The 23,644-nt window shown below is 36.6% G+C and carries 19 protein-coding genes and 1 tRNA gene; 4 read left to right on the top strand and 16 right to left on the bottom strand.

What is annotated here, in order from left to right; genetic code table 11:
• Positions 1–155: 155 nt before the first annotated feature.
• The 3 genes from I5677_RS11060 to I5677_RS11050 all read left to right on the top strand — a co-directional run bounded on the left by I5677_RS11060 (position 156) and on the right by I5677_RS11050 (position 3,233).
• Positions 156–818 carry a response regulator transcription factor gene (locus tag I5677_RS11060; protein WP_197661650.1) on the top strand — a complete coding sequence of 221 codons (663 nt, stop codon included), beginning with the start codon at positions 156–158 and terminating at the stop codon, positions 816–818.
• Positions 815–2,203: a sensor histidine kinase gene (locus tag I5677_RS11055; protein WP_197661649.1), complete on the top strand. Its 1,389-nt coding sequence runs from the start codon at positions 815–817 to the stop codon at positions 2,201–2,203. The genes I5677_RS11060 and I5677_RS11055 overlap by 4 nt, the downstream gene beginning before the upstream one ends.
• A 247-nt stretch (positions 2,204–2,450) precedes the next feature.
• Entirely contained in the window at positions 2,451–3,233 is a 783-nt protein-coding gene (locus I5677_RS11050) for a hypothetical protein (protein WP_197661648.1), read from the top strand.
• Positions 3,234–3,406: 173 nt separating this feature from the next.
• Here the strand turns inward: I5677_RS11050 and I5677_RS11045 are convergent, their stop codons facing one another.
• From I5677_RS11045 to gpr, 9 genes are all read right to left on the bottom strand, one after another.
• Entirely contained in the window at positions 3,407–4,435 is a 1,029-nt protein-coding gene (locus I5677_RS11045; RefSeq protein ID WP_197661647.1) for a 50S ribosomal protein L11 methyltransferase, read from the bottom strand.
• Positions 4,436–4,646: 211 nt separating this feature from the next.
• Positions 4,647–5,783 (bottom strand): molecular chaperone DnaJ, encoded by a 1,137-nt coding sequence (gene dnaJ, locus I5677_RS11040; RefSeq protein ID WP_197661646.1) that lies wholly within the window; start codon positions 5,781–5,783, stop codon positions 4,647–4,649.
• 322 nt (positions 5,784–6,105) lie between these two features.
• Positions 6,106–7,977 carry a molecular chaperone DnaK gene (dnaK, locus tag I5677_RS11035; protein WP_197661645.1) on the bottom strand — a complete coding sequence of 624 codons (1,872 nt, stop codon included), beginning with the start codon at positions 7,975–7,977 and terminating at the stop codon, positions 6,106–6,108.
• Between the two features lie 111 nt (positions 7,978–8,088).
• The gene (gene grpE, locus I5677_RS11030) at positions 8,089–8,778 is read right to left on the bottom strand and encodes a nucleotide exchange factor GrpE (protein ID WP_197661715.1); all 690 of its coding nucleotides are present in this window, start codon (positions 8,776–8,778) and stop codon (positions 8,089–8,091) included.
• Positions 8,779–8,863: 85 nt separating this feature from the next.
• The gene (hrcA, locus tag I5677_RS11025) at positions 8,864–9,904 is read right to left on the bottom strand and encodes a heat-inducible transcriptional repressor HrcA (RefSeq protein ID WP_197661644.1); all 1,041 of its coding nucleotides are present in this window, start codon (positions 9,902–9,904) and stop codon (positions 8,864–8,866) included.
• A 463-nt stretch (positions 9,905–10,367) separates the two neighbouring features.
• Positions 10,368–11,669, bottom strand: a complete 1,302-nt coding sequence (gene hemW, locus I5677_RS11020) for a radical SAM family heme chaperone HemW (RefSeq protein ID WP_197661643.1) — start codon at positions 11,667–11,669, stop codon at positions 10,368–10,370.
• Between the two features lie 356 nt (positions 11,670–12,025).
• Positions 12,026–13,837 (bottom strand): translation elongation factor 4, encoded by a 1,812-nt coding sequence (gene lepA / locus I5677_RS11015; RefSeq protein ID WP_197661642.1) that lies wholly within the window; start codon positions 13,835–13,837, stop codon positions 12,026–12,028.
• A 266-nt stretch (positions 13,838–14,103) separates the two neighbouring features.
• The gene (locus I5677_RS11010) at positions 14,104–15,495 is read right to left on the bottom strand and encodes a stage II sporulation protein P (protein WP_197661641.1); all 1,392 of its coding nucleotides are present in this window, start codon (positions 15,493–15,495) and stop codon (positions 14,104–14,106) included.
• 127 nt (positions 15,496–15,622) lie between these two features.
• Positions 15,623–16,534: a GPR endopeptidase gene (gene gpr / locus I5677_RS11005; protein ID WP_197661640.1), complete on the bottom strand. Its 912-nt coding sequence runs from the start codon at positions 16,532–16,534 to the stop codon at positions 15,623–15,625.
• A gap of 256 nt (positions 16,535–16,790) precedes the next feature.
• Between gpr and rpsT the strand changes: the two genes are divergently transcribed.
• On the top strand, positions 16,791–17,054 hold the full coding sequence (rpsT, locus tag I5677_RS11000; RefSeq protein WP_197661639.1) for a 30S ribosomal protein S20: 264 nt from the start codon (positions 16,791–16,793) through the stop codon (positions 17,052–17,054).
• A 237-nt stretch (positions 17,055–17,291) separates the two neighbouring features.
• On the opposite strand, the gene I5677_RS10995 is transcribed toward rpsT, so the two are convergent.
• The 7 genes from I5677_RS10995 to I5677_RS10965 all read right to left on the bottom strand — a co-directional run bounded on the left by I5677_RS10995 (position 17,292) and on the right by I5677_RS10965 (position 23,587).
• Complete coding sequence (locus tag I5677_RS10995) at positions 17,292–19,586, bottom strand: YcdB/YcdC domain-containing protein (RefSeq protein WP_197661638.1); 2,295 nt, start codon at positions 19,584–19,586, stop codon at positions 17,292–17,294.
• 276 nt (positions 19,587–19,862) lie between these two features.
• Positions 19,863–19,948 (bottom strand) — tRNA-Ser (locus I5677_RS10990).
• A gap of 77 nt (positions 19,949–20,025) precedes the next feature.
• Positions 20,026–21,012 (bottom strand): DNA polymerase III subunit delta, encoded by a 987-nt coding sequence (gene holA / locus I5677_RS10985; protein ID WP_197661637.1) that lies wholly within the window; start codon positions 21,010–21,012, stop codon positions 20,026–20,028.
• 81 nt (positions 21,013–21,093) lie between these two features.
• Positions 21,094–21,798: a signal peptidase I gene (gene lepB / locus I5677_RS10980; RefSeq protein ID WP_197661636.1), complete on the bottom strand. Its 705-nt coding sequence runs from the start codon at positions 21,796–21,798 to the stop codon at positions 21,094–21,096.
• 215 nt (positions 21,799–22,013) lie between these two features.
• Positions 22,014–22,274: a DNA-directed RNA polymerase subunit omega gene (gene rpoZ, locus I5677_RS10975; protein ID WP_197661635.1), complete on the bottom strand. Its 261-nt coding sequence runs from the start codon at positions 22,272–22,274 to the stop codon at positions 22,014–22,016.
• 101 nt (positions 22,275–22,375) lie between these two features.
• The gene (locus I5677_RS10970) at positions 22,376–22,684 is read right to left on the bottom strand and encodes a DUF370 domain-containing protein (RefSeq protein WP_206762697.1); all 309 of its coding nucleotides are present in this window, start codon (positions 22,682–22,684) and stop codon (positions 22,376–22,378) included.
• 24 nt (positions 22,685–22,708) lie between these two features.
• Positions 22,709–23,587 (bottom strand): YicC/YloC family endoribonuclease, encoded by an 879-nt coding sequence (locus tag I5677_RS10965; RefSeq protein ID WP_197661713.1) that lies wholly within the window; start codon positions 23,585–23,587, stop codon positions 22,709–22,711.
• Positions 23,588–23,644 lie beyond the last annotated feature (57 nt).

Below are 23,644 nucleotides of genomic sequence, written 5' to 3'. Positions count from 1 at the left end.
GTAGTATCATTCTAAATGCTTCACATACTCCCTGAAAAAGATGTATTCTTTTTCAGGGTCTTCTTATTTTGACACACTGTACAAGTATATAAAATGTGATACAATGAGTTTATACTAGTAAATTAAAATTACAATGTAATATAGAAGGGAGTCTTATGGGTCACATACTTATCGTAGAAGATGAAGAAGCAATCAGCGACTTAATCAATATGAATCTAACTATGGTGGGGCATACCGGAGTGCAGGCTTTTGACGGATACGAAGCCCTGGAAGCAGTAAAATCAAATCGCTTTGATCTTTGCCTTTTGGATGTTATGTTGCCTGGTATCGATGGTTTTAGTCTCTTAGAGAAATTTAAAGATAAACGTATTCCGGTCATTTTCCTTACCGCTAAGAGTTCCTTAACGGATCGGGTAAAAGGTCTGAAGCTGGGTGCAGAGGATTATATTATAAAGCCCTTCGATACACTTGAATTATTAGCAAGAATTGAAGTGGTACTGCGAAGAGGCGGTAATTCCAACGATATATTTCATTGCAAGGATGTTGAAGTAAGATTGGATGAACGAGCAGTTTATAAAGATAATCAGGTGATAGACCTTACCGCTCAGGAATTTGCTCTATTGGAAATCCTCATACAAAACCGAAACCTGGCATTAACCAGGGAACAATTGCTGGAAGCCGCATGGGGTTATGATTATATGGGTGAGACCAGAACCGTTGATATGCACATTCAAAGACTAAGAAAAAAACTGGATTGGGATAATGTGATAAAAACCGTATATAAATACGGGTATCGTTTGGAGGTTCCTAAGGAATGAAGCTTTGGATCAGAATATTTTTAAGCATATTACTGGTATCTTTAACCACCCTACTAGTAAGTTCTGTTATTATCATAAATAGAAATCATTTATCCAATCTCAAGCAGGAGCAGGACCGTTCATTGAATGAATTTGAGTTTATCACCTCATCAATAGGTAATAATATGGATTTCACTGCTTCTTCTATTGATACTATGGTGACTTTACTTAATCGTTATGGCAACTACTATGCCCAAAGGGGAATCCATCTGATGTTTTATAAGGATGGACAATATCTTTATAATAGTTTCACCGAAATCGAACAAGACGCCTATGATAAATTGTTATCGGTAAAAGAAAACACAAAGATGCTTCAGGTTTTTGAAGAGAATGGGAAGCATTTTATCATGGTATCCGGTTTACCGGTCGATCAAAAGACTGTATTTCTCTATGCGAGAGAAATTAATGAAATCTATACTGCAAGAGAAATAAGCATACGCCTAACCGTTTTACTATCCTTTGGATTGGTGATTTTACTAGGGCTACTTTCGTATCTTTATTCCAAATGGATTACCAGACCCATCCATTTGTTACAAAAAGGCGCTGTCTCTATCTCTCAAGGAGATTATAGTGTCCGTATTCCCGGTACCAAGGATGAATTTAACGATCTTGCAATTGCTTTTAATAAAATGGCATCTGCTGTAGAAAACAGAACACAGGAATTAAAAGACAGAGCCAAAGAGCTTCAGATATTCATCGATGATTTATCCCATGAGATGAATACACCCCTTACCTCCATTCAAGGCTACGCCGAGTTTTTACAAAATGCCAACGCCTCAGAGGAACAGAGAATAAAGGCCGCTGGCAATATACGTACCCAGGCAAGAAGAATGAAAGATATTTATACAAAGCTCATGACCCTCACTTTGGCAAGGGAGCATAAACCGGACATAGCTAAAGTGAATGTGAATAATCTTCTTTCAGATCTACAGGATACCTTTGATGTTATGTTAAAAGACCATAACATACAATGGAATACCGAAAACCATCTAACCGATCTGCACATTGATCGTACCTTAATTCATATGTTACTGAGTAACCTGGTTAAAAACAGTATACAAGCTATGCCGGAGGGTGGACGAATTCATATCAGGGCTTATAAAGAGTCATCGAAACCGGTTATTGAAGTATCGGATAATGGGATTGGCATACCTGAAGATAAAATCGATCAAGTAATAAAACCTTTTTTTCGGGTCGATAAGTCAAGATCTAGAAAAACCGGTGGAGCCGGCTTAGGTTTATCCATATGCAAAAACATTGCAGATATTCACAACGCACAATTATCCATTCATTCAAGGGAAGGGAAAGGAACCACCATAAGAATTAAATTCGACTATTTATCCTAATCCTCAACTTCTTTATTCATTTATAATAGAAGTGTTGTACTCTCATTGTACGGTAGGTTGTATTATGTTATTAACTCAGTTTATGTATCTATATATCAAATATTTGCTACTTTACTAACTAAGTGATAAGCTTAATTTACAACTTTGTTACAACTTTTATGTTTGTCGGATATATCTGTCCTTTACAATAAATTTAGATAATCAGTAAAGACATTATCACAAACATATTGAAAGGAAGAAAATATTTATGAAAAAATTATCTCTTATACTTATAATCCTATCCATCTCATTCTTAACATTTTATGGCTGCTCGAAGGCCGAGGTTGAGAAACATCCTGTAACTCTGACGGAAGAAAATAATAAAGATATTACCCGTCCCGAAGATGATGCATCAGAGGACACTGCTCTTTCGGAGGAGCCCTCAAGCGTTGATGATAAAACGAATGAGGAAAATACCACAGAACTCTCAGACGATCCTTCAGCAGATAAAGGGAACGATAATACATCAAAAGCGGAAGGAAAACCCCAAAAATATACCATTATCTTAGAGGGTATGGAGGAAGAATTCAGTGGTAGAATCTATAAAAGCAGATTGGGTTATCAGATGGTTTATGATATAGAGCGTTTCAATCAAATTGGCCATACCGAAGATGCAGACATTTATATGACCGAGAATCTCAATCCGGAGCTTTATCCTTTTGTATACCTAATCGTTAGAACAGTTAGTGATGAAGAAATTAATAATGATTTACTCTACTTTAACGGGGTTACAACAGAGCCAAATACCGATGGTCGTATTCCTGTAGAAGAAAGCGAAAAAGAAGTTGACAATGTTATGATCGGTGATTACGAAGCAGAACATTATATTTTAAGGACGGGAAATGAATGGAACTCTCCTGTAAGAAACTTGTATGTAATAAAAACGGAAAGCAATACCTTCGCGATTGAAACTCAATATTTTGTTGAGGCTGAGGAAGGATATGGAGCCCGTATGAAAGCAATGCTTGATACCTTTAAAATAATAGAATAAGAGGGCTTAAGGATTAATTATAAAACTCTACATCGAATACATTCCTAATTATCATATTATATATATAACAAAATCTCCCGGAAGTATCATCAATCGATACCTCCGGGAGTATTTTAACTATATGGACATTCGTCCACATAGAGTTCCCCATCTTAATAATGACAACCTAGTTCTTATTTTTTTGCCACAAAACAAACCCAATCACCCATCTTATTCACTTCTAAAATCTCAAAGCTGTTCCAAAGAAGGGCTTCTCTTACATCCTTTTCCTTAGTATTAATGATTCCAGAACTAATAAAAATACCTCCGGGTTTTATATTCTCTCCAATCACCTTTGAAAGAGGAATAATAACATCTGCCAATATGTTCGCAACTACAATATCATATTTATTTTGTCCTAACTGAGTTCGAAGCATATCATTCTCAATAATATTCCCGGTAACGAATACTAATCCGCCCGAGATTTTATCTGTTATATCCGAATTATCTGATCCAAAATGATACTCCGAAGCTTTTAGCAGGTCCAGCTCTGAAGGTTTGAGCCCATTCACTCTGGCGTTTTCAATCGCTGCATCCGTAGCAAGAGGATCAATGTCCATACCGATTACATAGTTAGCTCCAAATTTACTAGCTATGATCGATAAGATACCACTACCACTACCGGCATCTAATACCATGTATCCGGGTTTCATATATTTTTTTAGACTTAAGATACATAGTTTTGTTGTTTCATGAGCTCCTGTACCAAAGGAGGTTCCCGGATCAATTTCAATCACCATATCTGTAGGATTATGTTCCGTTAGCTCTTCCCAAGTAGGTTTTATGACAATTGTGTCATCAATACGAAAAGGCTTAAAAAATTGCTTCCAATTATTAATCCAATCCTTATCCTCCGTGTCGGATATCCGGATATTACCACTGCCAATATTAACATATTCGGAGAGTTCCTTTAAGCCTACCTCTACCTCACGAAGAATTTTATTAGAATCATCGGAAGCCTCGATATAGAAGCTTACTGTTGCTGTACCATCATCCTCTCCCAGCTCCGGAAGAAAATCAATAAACAGACGTTTTCTCTCCTCTTCTGTAATCTGAATCTTATCAGCAATCTCAATTCCTTCTATTCCCAGTTCACTTAACATATTACTGATTAAGTCAACCGCCTCCGTTGTTGTATCTAAGGTAAATTTAGTCCACTTCATAGCGCTCTCCAATTTAATACAAATCCAAAGATAAGCATATCAACTTTCATTTATGCTTATCTTCTCTTGTTTTTGTATTGTTTATTATATTGTTTTTAGTTAGTTTTGATTATTAGTGTTATAGTTTTTTTAGTTTTTGCTTTTACTTCTGATTGTTATAGATTATGAAATAATTAATCTCATTATATTAAATTTACCGAAACAGTTCTCTTCATTTCCAGAATTTTTTCTTTCCTTTTTCCTTCTCATCACTTTCGTTATGATCTTTTTTTCCTGTCATTGCTTCATCGAATTTTTTCAAAAGTTCTTTCTGTTCAGAAGTCAATCCTGTCGGTACCTGAACAACTAAAGTGACATAATGATCCCCTCTGATGCTCTTATTACGTAAGGTCGGAACACCCTTTTCTCTTAATCGAACTTTGGTATCGGTCTGAGTTCCCGGTTTTACATTATAAATTACATCTCCGTCAACGGTGCTAATTCTTATGTCTCCACCTAAAACTGCCGTAGCATAAGAAATAGGTGCTGTCGAGAATATATCATAATCCTGACGTTGGAAAATCGGATGTCTGCTTACCTGTACTTCTACTAAAAGGTCTCCTCTGCCACCACCATTGGTTCCCGGTTCACCCTTTCCACGAATCCTTACACTCTGTCCATTGTCAATACCCGCAGGAATTGATACCTTAATTTTCTTTTTACTGTTAATATAGCCGCTTCCATAACATTCAGGACATTTTTCTTTGATGATTTTACCGGTCCCTTTACAATCCGGACAGGTTTGTACATTTCGAATCATTCCAAATAAAGATTGCTGCGTATATACAACTTGACCTTTACCACCGCATTTAGAGCAGGTTTCCGCATGGGTTCCCTGTTTTGCTCCACTGCCATGGCAGACAGAACATTCATCCTTTAGAGTAAGCTCCAGCTCCTTTTCAACACCAAATACAGCTTCTTCAAAGGTAATTCTGACAGCGGTCCTAAGATTAGCGCCCTGCATTGGTCCATTGCTTGAGCGTCCCCGCCGTCCTCCGAATAAGTCGCCAAAGATATCTCCAAAGATATCTCCCATATCAAAACCGTTGAAATCAAAACCTCCGGCCCCTCCGGCTCCACCTTCAAAAGCAGAATGTCCAAATTGGTCATACTGTCTGCGTTTATCCGGATCACTTAACACCGCGTAGGCTTCCGAAGCTTCCTTAAATTTAGCCTCAGCCGTCTTATCTCCGGAGTTGGTATCAGGATGGTATTTTTTTGCAAGTTGTCTGTATGCTTTTTTTAACTCATCATCCGTAGCTGTCTTACTGACACCCAGGACCTCATAATAATCTCTCTTATCTGCCATCTTACCCTTCACCTTTCATAGCCAGAACTTTTGTATAGGCAAATAGGCAGCCTCTTAGACCACCTATTAAAATCCATATTAAAATCTTTACTATCTTACTTTAAATTCACTGTTTCGTCAAGAATTCTATAAACATATTACGATTTATCTAAAAGAATGAGTACTACAAGTGTAGACTTCAATAAAAAGGGTTTTACAGATTTACTATGGATCATCCACTGCCTTAATTCAATTAATCAAAATCTATAGGCAGTGGAATGACCATATTGATTGACTAACAGTTTCAAATCATATCATTGATACGATCTAATAAATAAAATTCTTATACTTCTGTGTAATCGCCGTCAACCACATCATCTCCGGCATAGCTTTGGGAAGCTCCGGCATCCCCTGCACCGGACATATCAGGACCTGCTCCTGCTCCGGCAGCACCACTCTGCTCATATAATTTAGCAAACAACGCCTGTGCATCGTTCATTAATTTTTCTTTCGCCGCTTTAATGTCAGCCACTTCACCCTCGCTCATTACTTCAGGGTTGGATTTTTCAACCAATTCTTTTAACCTTGCTAGATCTGCTTCTACGGTTGCTTTATCACTTTCACTAATCTTATCGCCAACCTCACTTAAAGCTTTTTCTGTCTGGAATACCATGGAATCTGCTTCGTTTCTTACATCAACTGCTTCCTTACGTCTCTTATCTTGAGCCTCATATTCTGCTGCTTCCTTCACTGCTTTATCAATATCAGCATCGGATAGGTTAGAGCTGGCAGTAATGGTAATATGCTGCTCTCTTCCGGTACCTAGATCCTTCGCAGATACATTTACAATACCGTTAGCATCAATATCGAAGGTTACTTCAATTTGAGGAACACCTCTTCTTGCCGGCGGAATACCATCCAGACGGAATTGACCAAGACTTTTGTTATCTTTCGCAAACTGTCTTTCACCCTGTACTACATTAATATCAACCGCAGTCTGGTTATCGGCAGCTGTGGAGAAAATCTGGCTCTTCTTGGTAGGAATAGTAGTATTTCTCTCAATTAATTTCGTTGCTACACCACCAAGGGTTTCGATGGAAAGAGATAACGGAGTTACATCCAGTAAGAGGATGTCTCCTGCACCTGCATCGCCTGCTAATTTACCACCCTGAATGGATGCACCTATTGCAACACATTCATCAGGATTCAAGGTCTTGCTAGGTTCCTGACCGGTAAGCTGTTTTACCTTATCCTGAACAGCAGGAATACGGGTAGATCCACCAACTAATAATACTTTCTTAAGTTCCGATGCTGAAATACCTGCATCCTTTAAGGCATTTTGTACCGGTGCTGTTGTTCTTTCCACTAGATCATGAGTTAATTCATTGAATTTTGCACGGGTTAAGTTCAAGTCAAAATGCTTCGGTCCGTCTGCAGTGGCAGTAATAAACGGAAGATTAATATTAGTTGTGGTTGCAGTAGATAATTCCTTTTTCGCCTTCTCTGCAGCTTCCTTAAGTCTTTGTAATGCCATCTTATCTAAGGATAAATCCACACCATCGGACTTCTTAAACTCCTCAATCATATATCTGGTAATTCTCTCATCAAAGTCATCACCACCAAGACGATTATCGCCGGAGGTTGCTAAAACTTCAATTACGCCATCACCGATTTCAATAATGGATACGTCGAAAGTACCTCCACCAAGGTCATAAACCATAATTTTCTGCTCATGTTCGTTGTCAAGACCATAAGCCAGTGCAGCGGCTGTAGGCTCGTTGATAATTCTTTTTACTTCAAGACCTGCAATTTTACCTGCATCTTTGGTTGCCTGTCTTTGTGCATCGTTAAAATATGCCGGTACAGTAATAACTGCTTCCGTAACCTTCTCACCCAGATAGCTTTCTGCATCTGCTTTTAACTTTTGTAAAACCATAGCGGAGATTTCTTGGGGAGAAAATCTCTTATCATCGATTTTAACTCTGTAATCAGTACCCATATGTCTTTTGATGGATGATATCGTCTTATCTGAATTGGTAACTGCCTGACGTTTGGCAGGCTCGCCCACCAATCTTTCACCTGTTTTGGTAAATGCGACTACGGACGGAGTCGTTCTGGAACCTTCGGTATTTGCAATAACTACTGGCTTTCCGCCTTCCATAACGGCAACACATGAATTTGTGGTACCTAAGTCAATTCCTATTATTTTTCCCATGTCTTTTTCCTCCTATATTATTATTAATTAATCAACAAATAAACCTATCTTCTATTGCTTCAATTCCTATTTGAAATACGACTGCTTTTTGCCACCTATATAAACAGCCGTTTAATTCACAACTTTAACCATACTGTGTCTTACTACGATATCACGGTATAAATAACCCTTTTGAAATTCATCGGATATAATATTCTCACCGAGATTTTCATCCTCTCCATGCATCACAGCATTATGAAGAGCCGGATCAAATTCCTTGCCTACCGCTTCAATCGGCTTCACACCGATTTCTTCTAAAGCACTGACTAACTGCTTGTAGATTAGTTCAATTCCCTGGGCAAAGGCACTTCCCTTTTCCTTCTCGCTAACTGTTCCCAATCCTCTCTCAAAATTATCTACAATCGGAAGTAATTTCTCGATAACACTTTTCGCTCCGATATCATACATCTGAGATTTTTCTTTTTCTGAACGTTTGCGGAAGTTATCAAATTCAGCCATGTTTCTCATCAATCGATCCGTTAATTCTTCAATCTTTTGATCTTTAGCTGTCATTTCCTTGTTTTTGTTACTTTTAAAGAAGTTTTTCATTGATTTTTCTTGCTTTTCACCGGAAGCATCCACGGCATTCGATTCCTCATCATTTACTTCCTCAGTATTTTGCATTGTATCGGTATCGATTTCAGTATCCTCCTCAACCAGATTATCACCTTCCTCAGAAGCTGCTATATTAGAATCATTCATAAGCGTATCTGTCTCCGGGTCTATTTGTTCATTCAATGTTTCAAATGATTGCTCCTTCATTTCTTTCTCCTTTTCCATGGCAGCTTTCATTATCTCAATTGCCTTATCCCTATCTTCCAAGTCTATCCTTTACCACCTTTCCTGCCTAAGTTTTCTTCTTAAATATATCATCCAGCTGCACCATCAAGGTTTGCAGTGTAGACACTACTTTTTCATAATCCATGCGTTTTGGACCAATGATACCTACTTTTCCATATACTCCTTCTTCAATCTCGTAGGTGGCCGTTACAACGGAACAGTCCTTCATGGATTTCACCGGGGATTCATCACCAATATAAACTTGAATACCTCTGTTTTCTTCACCATCCATTTTATCCTGAATGATCTCTGTAAGCATCTTTTTCTCTTCTAAGGTGTATAAGAGCTCACAGGCCTTTTCTCTATCACTTAACTCCGGATATTTTAATATATTAGTTGTACCGGAAGTATATATTTCAATATCATCCTCTTCCGATACTGCCTGCATAATGGCATCAAGAATATCGTTGACAATTGTTCTGTAATCGCCTGCCTGTTCTTTCATCTTGGTTATCACAGGTAAGTTTATTTCTGATAAATCCAAGCCTTGTAAAAATGTATTTAAAACAATATTTAATTTTAATATTGTTTCTTTATTTAAGGATGTTGATAGTTGTATAATTTTATTCTTTACAATGTTTCTTTCAAAAACGATGACAGCCAATAATTGATTATCATCCACCTCAGTTAATTGAAGGAATTTCACTTTCTTTTTGTATTGAGGTGTGGAAACCATGGTAGTATAGTTTGTATTCACGGCCAAAAGCTTTGCTACCTGCTGTAATAAACTTTCCAATCGATCTGCCTTTTGAACTAAAATTTCCTTCATATCTTCTACTTCTTTCATCTTATCCTTTAGAAGCATATCAACGTAAAGACGGTATCCTTTATCCGAAGGAATTCTTCCTGCTGAGGTATGAGGTTGAACAATATAACCCATTTCCTCCAGATCAGACATTTCATTTCGTATCGTAGCAGAACTTAAATTCAAATCCGTATACTTTGAGATGGTTCTGGAACCTACAGGCTCTCCGGTTTCCAGATAATTATGGATGATCGCCTGCAATATTTTTAATTTTCTTTCATCCAGTTCCTGCACTAAACCCACCTCAATCCTTTTGTTTTATTCTAAAATAAAAGTTCTTTTTGTATTTGTTAGCACTCACCTTGATAGAGTGCTAATATCTACATATAAAATATCACTATCATTTTCTTTTGTCAAGGATATTTTATAATTTAATAAAAAGATTGCAAATAAAACCGTCTGATAATTTAGCTCTAATTTCATTTAAAAAAGAGCTACCGCTCTAATCCTCATTATATAATTTGTTTGTATTATATATCTGTCGAGTCTATAATCTTTATTCTGAAAAAGGAGCTATTATGTAATATGCCAGATGCTTAAGATTATAACCCGTCTGACTGCTACATCTATTTTCTATCAGATACACATTCTTGTGTATATCGTCAAATCGCTTAATTACTTTACTTTTTTTTCATAATAATAATTTGTGCATTGTATTTGTATATTTTAAATTATAAAAAAGGGGCTACAGCCCCTTTAATCAAAATCAATCAAGTAAAAATTGTGATAATACCTGATTACTAATGTCAACCCCATATTCAGATAACTTCAGTTTATCCCCTTCACTAATAAGTAAAGTATTTTTAATTAAATGATCAATCACTTCTCCGAATATTGTATGAATACTTACATTAAAGCATTCAAAGAAATAATTCTTACTGATTCCCTTATCCCGTCTAAGACCTAGAAACATAAATTCCTCCATACGGTCTTTTATCGATAAAACTTGAAGGTTTTCCCTTATACCGACAGAATCTTTCAAAATACTGGTAAACACGTTTCTATCATGCTTAAATCGTGCATTTTCTTCATTCGTGTAAAATTTATTGCACGTCTTTATATATTGATTCAGTTCCGTAATATTATGAAACCGTACGTTTTGCACCAAAGAAGATGCTCCTAGTCCTAAGCCTAAATACTCCGTTCCTGTCCAATAAGAATTATTGTGTATGCATTCGTAGCCCTCTTTTGCATAATTGGATATTTCATATCGTTGATACCCATGTTCCTGTAATATTTGCTTCGTCCTCATATACATCTTACGGTCTTCCTCTTCATCCGGAAGTTCTTCTTCGTTTATTATTTTATCAGATTTCTTATATTCATGATTATTCCCATATCGTTTATAAAACGGAGTTCCTTCTTCAATAATCAGGCTATAGGCAGAAATATGTTCCGGATTTAAAGCTAACACCTTATGAAGTGATAATTCCCAAGAAGCAAGTGTTTGCCCCGGTAAAGCAGACATCAAATCAATATTGATATTATGAAATCCTAAATTTCTTGCCAAATGATAATTATCGACAAATTCCTCATAAGTATGAATTCTTCCAAGAAGTTTAAGTTCCCTATTATTCGTTGATTGTAGACCAAAGCTTATTCTGTTGATACCTGCACTTTTATAGATGTTTAGCTTTTCCTCATTGACAGTTCCAGGATTCACTTCAATCGATACTTCCGGCTCATTTTTGATAGAGAATACATTCCTAACCGTCTCTAAAATCTCTTTGATATAGTTAGCATCCACGGCAGAAGGAGTTCCGCCTCCAATAAATATGGTAGGTACTTGATAATCATTATTTCCACCTTTATAGCTTACAATTTCTTTCATAAGTCCTTCAAAATATCTTTTCTGTATCTCCTTATTCGCCGGACCGGATAAGAAATCACAATAATCACATTTTTTTTTGCAAAAGGGAACATGAATATATAATCCCAAATCTCTTCTCTTTCTTTGATCAATATGATCTTTTATTTCATTAAAATTGTTCCCATTAAGATTGTTCATTCGCAGCTCCCAATATCATTATCATTCATTTCATCTATATTTTATATATTTTATTTATCTTATTTATCGACTTTATCTTATTTATTATCTTTATCTTATTTGTTGTCTTCTTTTCTATTTCATCTTCATTATTATAATTTTTATGTATTAATAATTTTATAAGTTATTCATAATAATAAACTTTAGAATCACCGATAGTCTTTTTCGTGTAGGATAACCGTTAAACTTCTTTTTTAGATTTATTACTAATCTTGTATAAAAAGAATGGTTAATTTGCTCTTAATCAAGCATATAACCATTCTTAGTAACCTTCATTTAATCATATAATAATAATTATCAATCGTTAATCATCACTTTTAATCGTCATCTAATTTTAGAACACTCATAAATGCTTTCTGAGGTATCTCTACATTACCAACCTGTCGCATTCTCTTCTTTCCTTCTTTTTGTTTCTCTAAGAGTTTTTTCTTTCTTGTTATATCACCGCCATAACATTTCGCCAATACATCTTTTCTCATGGCTTTCACGGTCTCTCTGGCAATGATTTTGCTACCTATGGCTGCTTGAATTGGTATCTCGAACATCTGACGAGGAATTTCTTCCTTAAGCTTTTCACACATCCTTCTGCCTCTTTCATAAGCACTTTCTGCATGGACGATAAAGGACAGAGCATCCACTTCTTCTTTGTTAATTAAGATATCCAATTTGACCAACTCTGACTGAACATATCCCTTCAATTCATAATCAAAGGAGGCATATCCTTTGGAACGGGATTTTAAAGCATCAAAGAAGTCATAGATAATTTCATTCAAGGGCAACTCATATTTTAGTAGGGCTCTGGTAGTTTCCATGTACTCCATACCAAGATAAATACCCCTTCGTTCCTGGCATAAAGTCATAATAGCACCCACAAAATCAGTTGTTACCATAATTTCTGCCGATACCATCGGTTCCTCCATGTAATCAATCTGGGTAGGTTCCGGAAGATTCGTAGGATTCGTAATATCAATTACTTGTCCATCTGTTTTATGAACCTTGTAGATAACACTGGGAGCGGTAGTTACCAAATCAAGATTATATTCCCGTTCCAGTCTCTCCTGAATAATTTCAAGATGTAAAAGTCCTAAGAAGCCACAACGGAAGCCAAAGCCTAAAGCTACGGAGGTTTCCGGCTCAAATTGGAGGGATGCATCGTTTAACTGAAGTTTGTCCAAGGCATCCCGAAGGTCCGGATATTTTGCTCCGTCTGCGGGATACATTCCGCAATATACCATAGGATTAACTTTTTTATAACCCGGCAGCGGCGCTGCGCAGGGACGCTGTTTATCCGTCACCGTATCTCCAACCCGGGTATCCTTGACATTTTTTAAGCTGGCTGTAATATAACCAACCATACCAGCCGAAAGCTCTTCTGCAGGGATAAATTGACCAGGTCCAAAGATACCCAGTTCTACCACCTCTGCAGTCGCACCGGTAGCCATCATCTTAATCTGGGTTCCCTTTCTTACCCTGCCTTCCTTGATTCTGCAAAATACAATGACACCTTTATAGGAATCATAAATGGAATCAAAGATCAAAGCCTGTAAGGGTGCTTCAGGATCTCCTGACGGTGCAGGAATTTTCTCAATTATCTGTTCCAGTACCTGATCAATGTTAACTCCTTGTTTGGCAGAAATTAAAGGTGCCTCCTGGGCTTCCAGACCAATTACATCTTCAATTTCCGCAATTACTCTCTCCGGGTCCGCACTGGGAAGATCAATCTTATTGATAACTGGCATTATATCCAAGTTGTGATCAAGTGCCAGATATACATTGGCAAGAGTTTGTGCTTCAATCCCCTGGGCCGCATCGACAACCAAAATGGCTCCCTCGCAGGCTGCAAGACTTCTGGATACTTCATAATTAAAGTCTACATGCCCCGGGGTATCAATAAGGTTAAAGATATATTCTTCACCGTTCTTTGCTTTATAGACCGTTCTTACGGTTTGTGCTTTAATCGTAATTCCGCGCTCCCGTTCCAAATCCATATTATCAAGAACCTGTGACTGCATCTCACGGCTTGTTAATAATCCAGTCATTTCAATTATCCGGTCTGCTAAGGTTGATTTCCCATGGTCAATATGAGCTATAATACAAAAATTTCTGATTTTGCTTTGGTCTAAGGCCATCTTACTCCTCCTGTGTACAATATATCTTCATTATTTCTGTTTATTATCTTATTTATAGTGACTATTTTTCACGCATCTCTAAATATTTTATTATTACAAAATCACATATCATTTTCTAATTAAACTTAATATTCATATTCTGTCACTTTATAACTTGCCTTACTAATGGCTACAAAACGTTTTTTCCATTGGAGCTTGCGTTGTACCAGACATCATTATAGCATACCCTTTTTGGAGTTACAAGCTGATTAAATTGTTGTATGGATTTATTTACCTTGTAATACTGCATCCAGTATTTCGGCAAAGGGTTCCATTGCGTTTTTAGCCGATTGTAGGGTGTTTTCATGGGTTCCAAGCTCCATTAGAATACATTTTGGTCTAACGTGCATATTATAGCGATAACATTGCAGATAATTCTTATAAAAGAGTCCCGGGTATAACTCAAGAGATTTCATCTGGAGCTGAAGGCTAAAAGCCAAATTATCCGAGAGATATGGATTGTCAAGATGGGTGATTGGTCCGTTTTGATCCCTGCTTAATCCGTTCAACAGCATAATCTGCGCTGTTTCTTTTCCATCAATTATGGTTGATCTCTTCGCAACCCCATCTCTATGTAAGTCAATAACCACCTCAATGCTTGGATGCTTCTTTAGTAATTTTTCAATCCCGTCCTTCGCCAAATTATATGCAAAATTTCGATCAAGTTTTCCGTCTACGACATCATAGCAGGAGGTATCATGTATAACATTATAACCGTATTCATTTTCCAGTATATCTGTCAGATAAGATCCAATTCCAACTACGGAATCTGCTTTTACATTCTTTCGACTATCTACAAAAGCTTCTTGAGAATGGGTATGGTAGATTAATATTTGAGGAGCATTATTTTCTTGTTTCAATGTCATGTCTTTACTTAGAAGCTTTTCTGCATCGAACAGACCCTCTGTTATTTTCGTTGATTGATCAATAATATAAAAATTACGTACGAAAAATGCGGTATCTTTTAACTGATCTAACGTAAAAGATACTCTACCGTTCGTATGCATGGTATCGATAGCTGAGCCTTCGCCATTTGTTTCTTTATCTTCGGTTTCTTCAAAATAAAACTCTCCTCCAATCACTCCTATAGGTAATTCATTCGAAGTAAAATTCCCTGAACTGTTCTTAGCAAACTGAAAATCTATATTACCATAAGAATCGTTGCGATGAAACATCGCTCCATTTGAAAGTATATAATCCTTTGTTAGTTGATTAGTGGATATGTTATAAAAACTAATTTTATTATTTACTTTCTCCTCTTTTCTATTATGTATACCCTGTATCACAAATGGATTGCTGTTTTGTAACAATACAGCATATGAGTTTGACTCCTTCATATACTTTTGTAGTGCAAACTCATCCGAGAGCAGATTAACCGGAAATTTATATGCAGTCTCCTCTTTCTCAGTTACGTAATTTAATAAAGAGGAACCTGATTCAAACACATTGATACATAAACCTGACATTATAACAGAACCGATACTTCTCTTAGCTTGGCCTACATCATTTGAAAAGGACAGGGCGACAAGGCGTAGCAATAAAAATATCGACCCTACTATAATAAGGGTCCATATCCCCAGATGTAGTCGTCTCCTGTCCCTCATCTTCATCCTTCTCATTACTGCCTCCAAACCAGGAATATAATTTCCCAATAACCTGATTCATTATATTCATTTAGCTTGGTTTTATTACCCTGTCCAACAAAGTTCATAATTTAAGAGTTTCTTAAACTGCTTTAAAACAGTTCTAAACCGTTTGAGAAAAGCAGGAATTAAGAGCTTCCGAAACCGTATAACTAATACGTTTGATGGAATCATCAATATTTTTTGGTGTAACAAACATGTTATCAATATGTTGTTCATTCACTTCGGAGATAAACTTAAAAACTTCTTCTTCCGTAAATCCACTGTTTTGCATATATTTTTCCAAGGTATCTGCTACAATAGTGGCAGCATCCACAACAGTAGGAATTCCCAGAGCAATTGTTTTGGTACCGAGCGTTTCCTCATTTAATGCCTTTCTGTTGTTACCAACTCCGGAACCCGGACTGATACCGGTATCGGTAATCTGAACCGTGGTATTTAAGCGACTTACACTGCGGGAAGCTAAGGCATCGATAACAATAAGTAATTTCGGTTTTGTCTCCTTTACAATTCCCTTTATAATTTCCTGTGCTTCCATTCCGGTCTGAGCCATAACACCCGGAGATATGGCACTGACATTACCAAGTCTATTCCTTTCACTAAACTCAGTACCATATTCATTAATTAGGTGCCTTGTCACGAATAAATTATCCACCACTTGCGGACCAAGGGCATCCGGCGTTACTTCCCTGTTCCCAAGGCCTACAACCAATATCTCCTCTTTTTTCAGTTCACCTGACAGCTTCATTAAATTCTGTGCAATCACATCAGAAACAGATTTATGGTAACTATCGTCTGATTTACTAAGTTCAGGAGCTTCTATGGTAATGTAAGTGCCTATGGGTTTCTTCATTGCATTAGCTCCCTTTTCATCTTTTATCACTACGGTTGTAACCCGTATCTTACTCTTCTCATCATATTCCTCGGTTAGTGCAACTCCCCTAATTTCCACATCATCCTGGGGAAAGCTTTCCCTGACTTCCAATGCCAAGTCGGTTCTAACTTTTCTTAACATGTCCTGTTTCCTCCAATGTTCAATTAATATTTTATTTAAACTTATTTTCTACAAAGTTTTTCAAAAATATGTATTGACAGAATGTAACGGATATACTACTATATAATAGTATGTTTTCATAAGAACGTCCGTGTCCGGATCTTAATGAAACAATTATCGAAACAACCAAACCCAAGTTTGGCATCTCACTCTCAAAATTTGTTGTCCTTGGTGAAATGGTTGGTCAATTAAATATTAATAATTTGGAGGTGGAATATTGGCTAACATTAAATCTGCTAAAAAAAGAATTTTAGTTAATGAGAAAAAAGCTGCCAGAAATAGAGCGATCAAGTCTAAGGTTAAGACTATGGTGAAAAAAGTAGATGCTGCTGTTGCTGCAGGTGATAAAGATCTTGCAAAAGCAAATTTAGTTTCTGCTGTTTCTGAAATCAGTAAGGCTAGTTCTAAAGGTGTTTATCACAAGAATACAGCCGCTAGAAAGATTTCTCGTATCACTAAGGCTGTTAATAATATTGCTTAATTAATAATATACGAAGGGAATGTAGTGATTTGCTACATTCCCTTTTTCATGTGTACATTTGTTGGTGATGGCTATTTTCCTATAAAAGATATACCAAAGACAGGACCTAGGGTTCCCACACACTCTCGTTGAAATGCATTAGGGGAAATCCTAAGTCCTGTCTTATCCATATATTGAATATAGGAAACAGCCTTTCTACTTATATAACATACTATTTGCCTATCATTTTACATTTAATTAATAGATTCCATCCCTTTGAACCTTAATAAAATTAAGGATTAGATGAACTGCTTCTTTTCTGGTTACATATTTCTTAGGATAGAAATAATTGTTATTATCTCCGGTCATCAGCCCTAATCCTTTGGCTAATGCTACTGCCCCAATCGCATCAGAACGTATCTCTGACTGATCGTGGTAGCCAGTATTATAAATTCCATTGATTGCTGCAATTTTTTCTAGTCCAAGTCTTTGGATAAAGCTCTTTGCTAACTCTTCATTGGTAACTTTATTCTCAGTTGCCTTATCCTCTTCTGTATAATATCCATAGCCAACTTTCTCCATCAAACCGATTAGTTCAGCTTCTGTTATTTCTTTTTCCGGATAAAAATACTCACCTTCAAAACCGATGTTCATATCAGAAAGCAAAAGGATTTCACGATTTTCCCTCGTGTCTGCAACATCCAGATAGGAATAAGGTTTTATCTTCTTGTATACTTTCCCATCATAAGTCAACTGTTCTCCGGTAAACGGAGAAATCAAAGCAGGATTAACATCAGGACGGTAAACCAGACGAACCTCATATTTCATACTGTAAGCTTCTGAATCATCATAATATCTTGATTCCCCCTTATAACTTGGATCATAGATATTAATTTCATTGACTTCATAAACCAACTGGTACCCTTCTTTTGAAATATAATGTTCAAATGCTTTCTCCGAAGACATAGCTCCTTTTGGTGATTCAAACACTACATTGTCATTCCAGGAAGAACGATAGGAATAGATCTTACCGCTGACTCCGTCTACGGCTCCATAAATATGATCGTAAGGATAAATCACACCCTCATTTACTCTGTTGTATTTATATTGGTATCCGCCATATACCGGTTCATCATTCTTATAAAAGGCGACATAATCATCACTGATAGTTACCAGTTTTGAGTTAGTGAAGCGATCCTTAATCTGGCTCTTTAAAAATGATTCCAGTTTGGTCTGACTTTCCTCTTTATTATATTTAATTTTTACTTCATTCCAGGTTCCGTTCTTATCATTATAATTACTGTCAAGACTGGCTTTAAAGCTCAGTATTTTACCTGTTTTTGCATCGACCTGTGCATTGGCATAGGCTCGGTAATACTTACTATCCTTATCATAATCCACAGGCCTGGGGTCTCTGAGTTCTATATTCCAGACATAATTTGCTTCTTTATTTCCGTTATAGGATTTATTTAAGTAAGCGTTATATGACATTAGATTTTTATCGATATAAAGATAAGAATTTTTCGTCACTTTCTCTATCGCTTTATCCTTCGTGATCAGTTCTTCCAGTTCATTGATTTTAGCTATTTCTTCTTCTGTTAATACATCGGAAGCTGTTTTCGCCATATCATTGACTGCTTCCTCTTTTTCATAGTCTCCGCTTCCTGCATATCTGGTTTTATCAATCCACTCTGACCGGGTCAAATAAACTTTGCCTGTCTTGGCATCAACTGAGATATATCCGGGATTTGGTTCATAAACCAAATAAGCTTTTTGCACATAATCCTTTTTATTACTGTCATAGATACGATAATAATCCGTTCTGTATACCAGCTCCATCTTTAGGTTTTCACCGATGATTTTGGCTGCCTCTTCTTTGGTCAGCTTGGTATCTGCCTTTGGAATAGTGACATCATAAAGCCACTGAACAGAAGCGCTCATAACCTCTCCTGAAACACTGTTAACCGATACATTTACCTTATTATCCGGAAAACTTACTCCATTTTCCTTCCTTTGATAAGAATAATTATAGGTACCGCTATAGATACTTTCATAATTCGCATCCAAATATTCCACCTTAGAAGAGATTTGCGGAGCAATCTGTTTTATAAACTGATCTGCTGTGCTTTTTAACTCCTTTTTAAGATACTTGGGGATACCGGTACTCTTCGCAGAATAATCATACTTACTGTAATGTGTAATATGATTGTTTTTATCACAGCTTACCTGGATATAACTTGAATCTTTCGGATTACGCCAGGTCAAGTTCCAATAAGTATCTGCATAGGAAGTGGATCCGTAAAAATAGTAATCAAACTCCGAATATTCCTTAGGAATTGTTATTTTTCCCTTCACTGCTTTGATCGCAGCCTCCAAAGCATCCTGTGACGGATCTAACGCTCCCCTCGATGGCTTCTCCGGCATGGGTAATATGGATATGTCGGAATCTGCAACTATTTCATTTGTAGCCATCATATCAGCTCTACTGTTACCTGCCGGTATCGAGGTAGCTAAAATCACACCACTTAATAGCAAGGTTATTGCTTTTTTCATATAAATCTCCTTTCTTTTATTGGAAATTTCTCTTTCCTATCGACTATTAGACGATGAAATATATACCAAGGTTTCATAATATTATTAAAAATATAAATATATTTTACCACTCATTCTAAATATTTACTACTTGGTTTTTCTTTCTTGTGCTTAGAGCGGCATCAGAGTGAAAACGTGTCTTTCGTTGGATAATAATTACCCTTAGTAAGACCTACTGTGTGATAAACATCTCTAACGTAAAAAAGTGCCGCACAATAGTGCGACACCCCCTGGTAACGGAGACGGTGGGATTCGAACCCACGAGCCCTTGCGGGCTACCTGATTTCGAGTCAGGGCCGTTATGACCACTTCGATACGTCTCCATATTTATAATGATACAGTTTACACTGTATATTATTGAATTTTGTGGTATAATTCATCCATTCCTTACTCACTCTATTTAGCTTATCTTTCTGGTACTGAAAGTTATAATTAAAAGTTCTACACCTATTTTATCAATCATCCTACCGGTCTTTATTTGTTCCTCCATATCAGCGGCAAATTCCAAAGCATCCTTAAGATGACCGGATGAAAAATTCTTAGCTTGCCCAATATACTTATTAACCGCAAAGGGTGGTATTCCTACCATCTCGCTGATCGAGGAAGGGTTACTGCCCCTTCTGAATAAATCCTTCACTTGTAATAGGGTATTAAAATGCTTGGTGATTAAAAAAAGGATGGACATAGGCTTTTCTCGTAAGGATAGCAGGTCATAATATAATTCTAATGCTTTATTTTGTTGCTTTGAGCCGATTGCATCTATCATATTAAATATTTTACCGGTTATCTGCGTAGTAACAACTGCATCCACATCCTCCGGTGTCACAATAGCTCGATCCCATATATATCCAACCAGCTTATCGACTTCATTCTTAATATTTGCCATGTCCGGGCCGGTTTTTTCCAGAAAATAGTTTATTGTACTCTCAGCAATCCGTTTTCCCTCCTGTTCTAAGAGAGAAACCACGAACAGTTTTAAATTCTTTTCATCAAGACCGTTCATCTCTGCTATAGTTCCAAGATCTCTGACGGTTTTGAACATTTTACTGCGTTTATCTACCTCCTCCTCAATAAAAAGGAGTATGGTACTATCCGGCATATGAATAAGTTGATCACTAAGCTCGCTCTGACTTTTGAACAAGCCGCTGTTTTCAATGATTATTAGCCTTTTATCACGAAAAAAGGGTAAGGTTTGGGCTATTTCATTAATCTTCTTCTGATCGACATCTTTACCTTCAAAATAATTAAAGTTCATATCATCACTGTCACCAAGAATCGCTGTTTTTAATTTATCTCTATAAAGCTTTTTTAAATAGCTTTCACTCCCATATAGAAGGTAAAAGGGTTTAAAGCTTCCGGATTTGATATGATCTTTTATTACTTTCATAATATCTTTCCAGCCTTTCGAACATTATCTATTCTACCCAATTCCAATGTAAAAAGCAAGTGATAAAAAGTAGAATTTGTACTAATCTATGGTGCCAAACTTCTTAAATGGACTTACTCTGAAAAATGCACGTCCTCCAATATTTTTCTTCTCAACATTGCCAACGACCGAAAATCTGCTGTCTTTACTGATGGTTCTGTTATCTCCCATAACAAAATATTCATCTTCATCTAAAATGATTGGCTCCGCTGCTCTGCCGGGGTCCGTAATTGGATCTTTTCCGTAGTTCTCCTCAAGGATTTCCCCATTGATATAAATATCATAGATTTCACTGTTATCTTCCTTTGGTTTTATTTGAACTGTTTCTCCGGGGAGACCGATAATACGTTTCACATAATACTCATCACTGTCTCTTCCATAGGGATAGAATACAACGACATCAAATCGATCCAACATATCAAAACGATAAGAAAGCTTTTCAACATAGAGATGATCACCATTGGATAATGTGCTTTCCATTGAAGAACCATCTACAATTGTTCGCTGTAATACGAAATTAGGAATAATATAAATGCAGGCAAAGATAAGTGCTGCATAAAAAATCAAATCCAACAATAGGTTCTTTACTCCACCGTATGATTTCTTATTAACTGTAGAAGTCGCATCATACGGTTCTATATATTCAAAATCTTCTGTTTCGTTATAATCTTCGTCACATAATGTACTCTGATTCTCCAGACTATTAAGTTCATCATCTTTATTGTATTGATCATGCTCAAAATCCATAAAAATACTTCCTTCCTGACTTAACCTATCAACTTCTCCATACACGATAAAGCACCTTCATATTATTTCTATATGAAAGTGCTATATTTTTCGCATATGCAGCAATAGTTCTTGCATGACGACATGCATATTGCTCGCACCTCGCGATTTAAATCCTGTTATATACACATAGGAGATACTCGCAGTCGTGTTCCATACGGTTTTGATACATCGTGTTATACATTATATTTATCGTCTTCGCTCATTTCATCGTCTCCGACAATCTTAACTCTTGATTGATTTAATTCTTCAACTGCTATAGATAAGGGCTTGGGATAAGTGACATCTACCAATGGTGTCGCCCCATTAATTAATTGTCTTGCACGTCTTGCTGTTGCAATAACGATAGAATACCTGCTGTTAACTACAGGCTGTTCACCCGGTTCTACCTCACTATTTACTACTTTCATTAAATCCGTATATGATGGATGCAACATATTATAAAACTCCTTCCTATTACAGCAATTATTTTTGTTGTTTTTTATATATAAGTTGTTTATTGTATAATCTTTCTGTAAATATAAATACATATATTATGCTAATTCGCCCTGCTACCTTCATTATGCACTTCTTTTTGATTGTCTGATTGCTCTTTTATTATATCATGCTCTTTTTGATTAACCCTGCTTGCAATCGTTTCCGGTAACAAAGAAGATAATACAAGGTGACCGCTTTCCGTAACAATTACTGCCTTTGTCCTTCTACCACAGGTAGCATCAATTGCCATGCCATTATCCTTCGCAGACTGTACCATTCTCTTAATCGGTGCCGCGTCAGGACTGATAATACCAATAATTTTATTGGAATTCACAACATTTCCAAAACCTACATTAATTAACCTATTCAAAGTTATTCCTCATTTCAATCTTGGCTATTCGATATTTTGAATTTGTTCACGAATTTTCTCAATTTCTGTTTTTAAGTCAATTGCCTTATTGGTAACCTCTAAATCATTTGCCTTTGATAAAATTGTATTGGCTTCCCTATTCATTTCCTGTGCAATAAAGTCAAGTTTTCTGCCTACATTATCACTGTCTTCCAAAGTATCCTTCATATTTGCGATATGGCTTCTTAACCTAACTGTCTCTTCATCTACACAGATCTTGTCAGCAAATATAGTTACCTCTGTAACAAGCATGCTTTCATCTACTCTGGTATCTCCAAGTAGTTCTGTTACCTTCGTCATAAGTTTATTACGATATTCCGTAACAATTTCCGGAGATCTCTCTTCAATGTATTCAACCAAAGATAACATACCATTGAGCTTGGATATAATATCCAGTTTTAGATTTTCCCCTTCGGCTATTCTGGTTTCAACAAAGCGCTCGGCAGCACCTCTCACAGCATCTTCCACCAATTGCCAAAGCTCTTTTTCATTAATGGTTTGCTCCTCCAAGGTTAGCACTTCAGGATATCTGGATAAAGCGGATACTCTTATATCATTCTCTATCCCGAATTCTTTACTCATTTTATCTAAATTTGTATAATACTCTTTTGCCAAATCAGAATTGTATTTTACGCAGATATTATTTTCGGTAAAATCTTCATATGTAATAAAGACATCAATTTTACCTCTTCCGATATACTGTTTTAAAACATTTCGGATACCGGCTTCAAAGAAACTAAGCTTTTTGGGCATTTTAACAGAAATATCACAATATCTGTGATTAACAGCCTTCATTTCTACGGTAATCTTACGGTCTTCTCCTGAGATTTCACTTCTCCCAAAGCCTGTCATACTTTTTAACATAGGTAACACACTCTTTCCTGCCCACTCACCCGGCATTACATTTACTTTTATCCCATA

The sequence above is a fragment of the Mobilitalea sibirica genome, assembly GCF_015999265.1.
Lineage (GTDB): Bacteria > Bacillota > Clostridia > Lachnospirales > Lachnospiraceae > Mobilitalea > Mobilitalea sibirica.
This window is presented reverse-complemented; position numbering and strand designations above follow the sequence as displayed.

What these genes read in the sequence shown, in the direction of transcription:
- I5677_RS11055 (WP_197661649.1), top strand. Translation starts at nt 815, where the DNA reads ATGAAGCTTTGGATCAGAATATTTTTAAGCATATTACTGGTATCTTTA.
- grpE (WP_197661715.1), bottom strand. Translation starts at nt 8,778, where the DNA reads ATGAAGGAGCAATCATTTGAAACATTGAATGAACAAATAGACCCGGAG.
- I5677_RS10965 (WP_197661713.1), bottom strand. Translation starts at nt 23,587, where the DNA reads ATGTTAAAAAGTATGACAGGCTTTGGGAGAAGTGAAATCTCAGGAGAA.
- lepA (WP_197661642.1), bottom strand. Translation starts at nt 13,837, where the DNA reads ATGGCCTTAGACCAAAGCAAAATCAGAAATTTTTGTATTATAGCTCAT.
- gpr (WP_197661640.1), bottom strand. Translation starts at nt 16,534, where the DNA reads ATGTTAAGAAAAGTTAGAACCGACTTGGCATTGGAAGTCAGGGAAAGC.
- dnaK (WP_197661645.1), bottom strand. Translation starts at nt 7,977, where the DNA reads ATGGGAAAAATAATAGGAATTGACTTAGGTACCACAAATTCATGTGTT.
- I5677_RS11050 (WP_197661648.1), top strand. Translation starts at nt 2,451, where the DNA reads ATGAAAAAATTATCTCTTATACTTATAATCCTATCCATCTCATTCTTA.
- lepB (WP_197661636.1), bottom strand. Translation starts at nt 21,798, where the DNA reads ATGGATTTTGAGCATGATCAATACAATAAAGATGATGAACTTAATAGT.
- hemW (WP_197661643.1), bottom strand. Translation starts at nt 11,669, where the DNA reads ATGAACAATCTTAATGGGAACAATTTTAATGAAATAAAAGATCATATT.
- I5677_RS11060 (WP_197661650.1), top strand. Translation starts at nt 156, where the DNA reads ATGGGTCACATACTTATCGTAGAAGATGAAGAAGCAATCAGCGACTTA.
- dnaJ (WP_197661646.1), bottom strand. Translation starts at nt 5,783, where the DNA reads ATGGCAGATAAGAGAGATTATTATGAGGTCCTGGGTGTCAGTAAGACA.
- I5677_RS11045 (WP_197661647.1), bottom strand. Translation starts at nt 4,435, where the DNA reads ATGAAGTGGACTAAATTTACCTTAGATACAACAACGGAGGCGGTTGAC.
- rpoZ (WP_197661635.1), bottom strand. Translation starts at nt 22,274, where the DNA reads ATGTTGCATCCATCATATACGGATTTAATGAAAGTAGTAAATAGTGAG.
- I5677_RS11010 (WP_197661641.1), bottom strand. Translation starts at nt 15,495, where the DNA reads ATGAGAAGGATGAAGATGAGGGACAGGAGACGACTACATCTGGGGATA.
- I5677_RS10995 (WP_197661638.1), bottom strand. Translation starts at nt 19,586, where the DNA reads ATGAAAAAAGCAATAACCTTGCTATTAAGTGGTGTGATTTTAGCTACC.
- holA (WP_197661637.1), bottom strand. Translation starts at nt 21,012, where the DNA reads ATGAAAGTAATAAAAGATCATATCAAATCCGGAAGCTTTAAACCCTTT.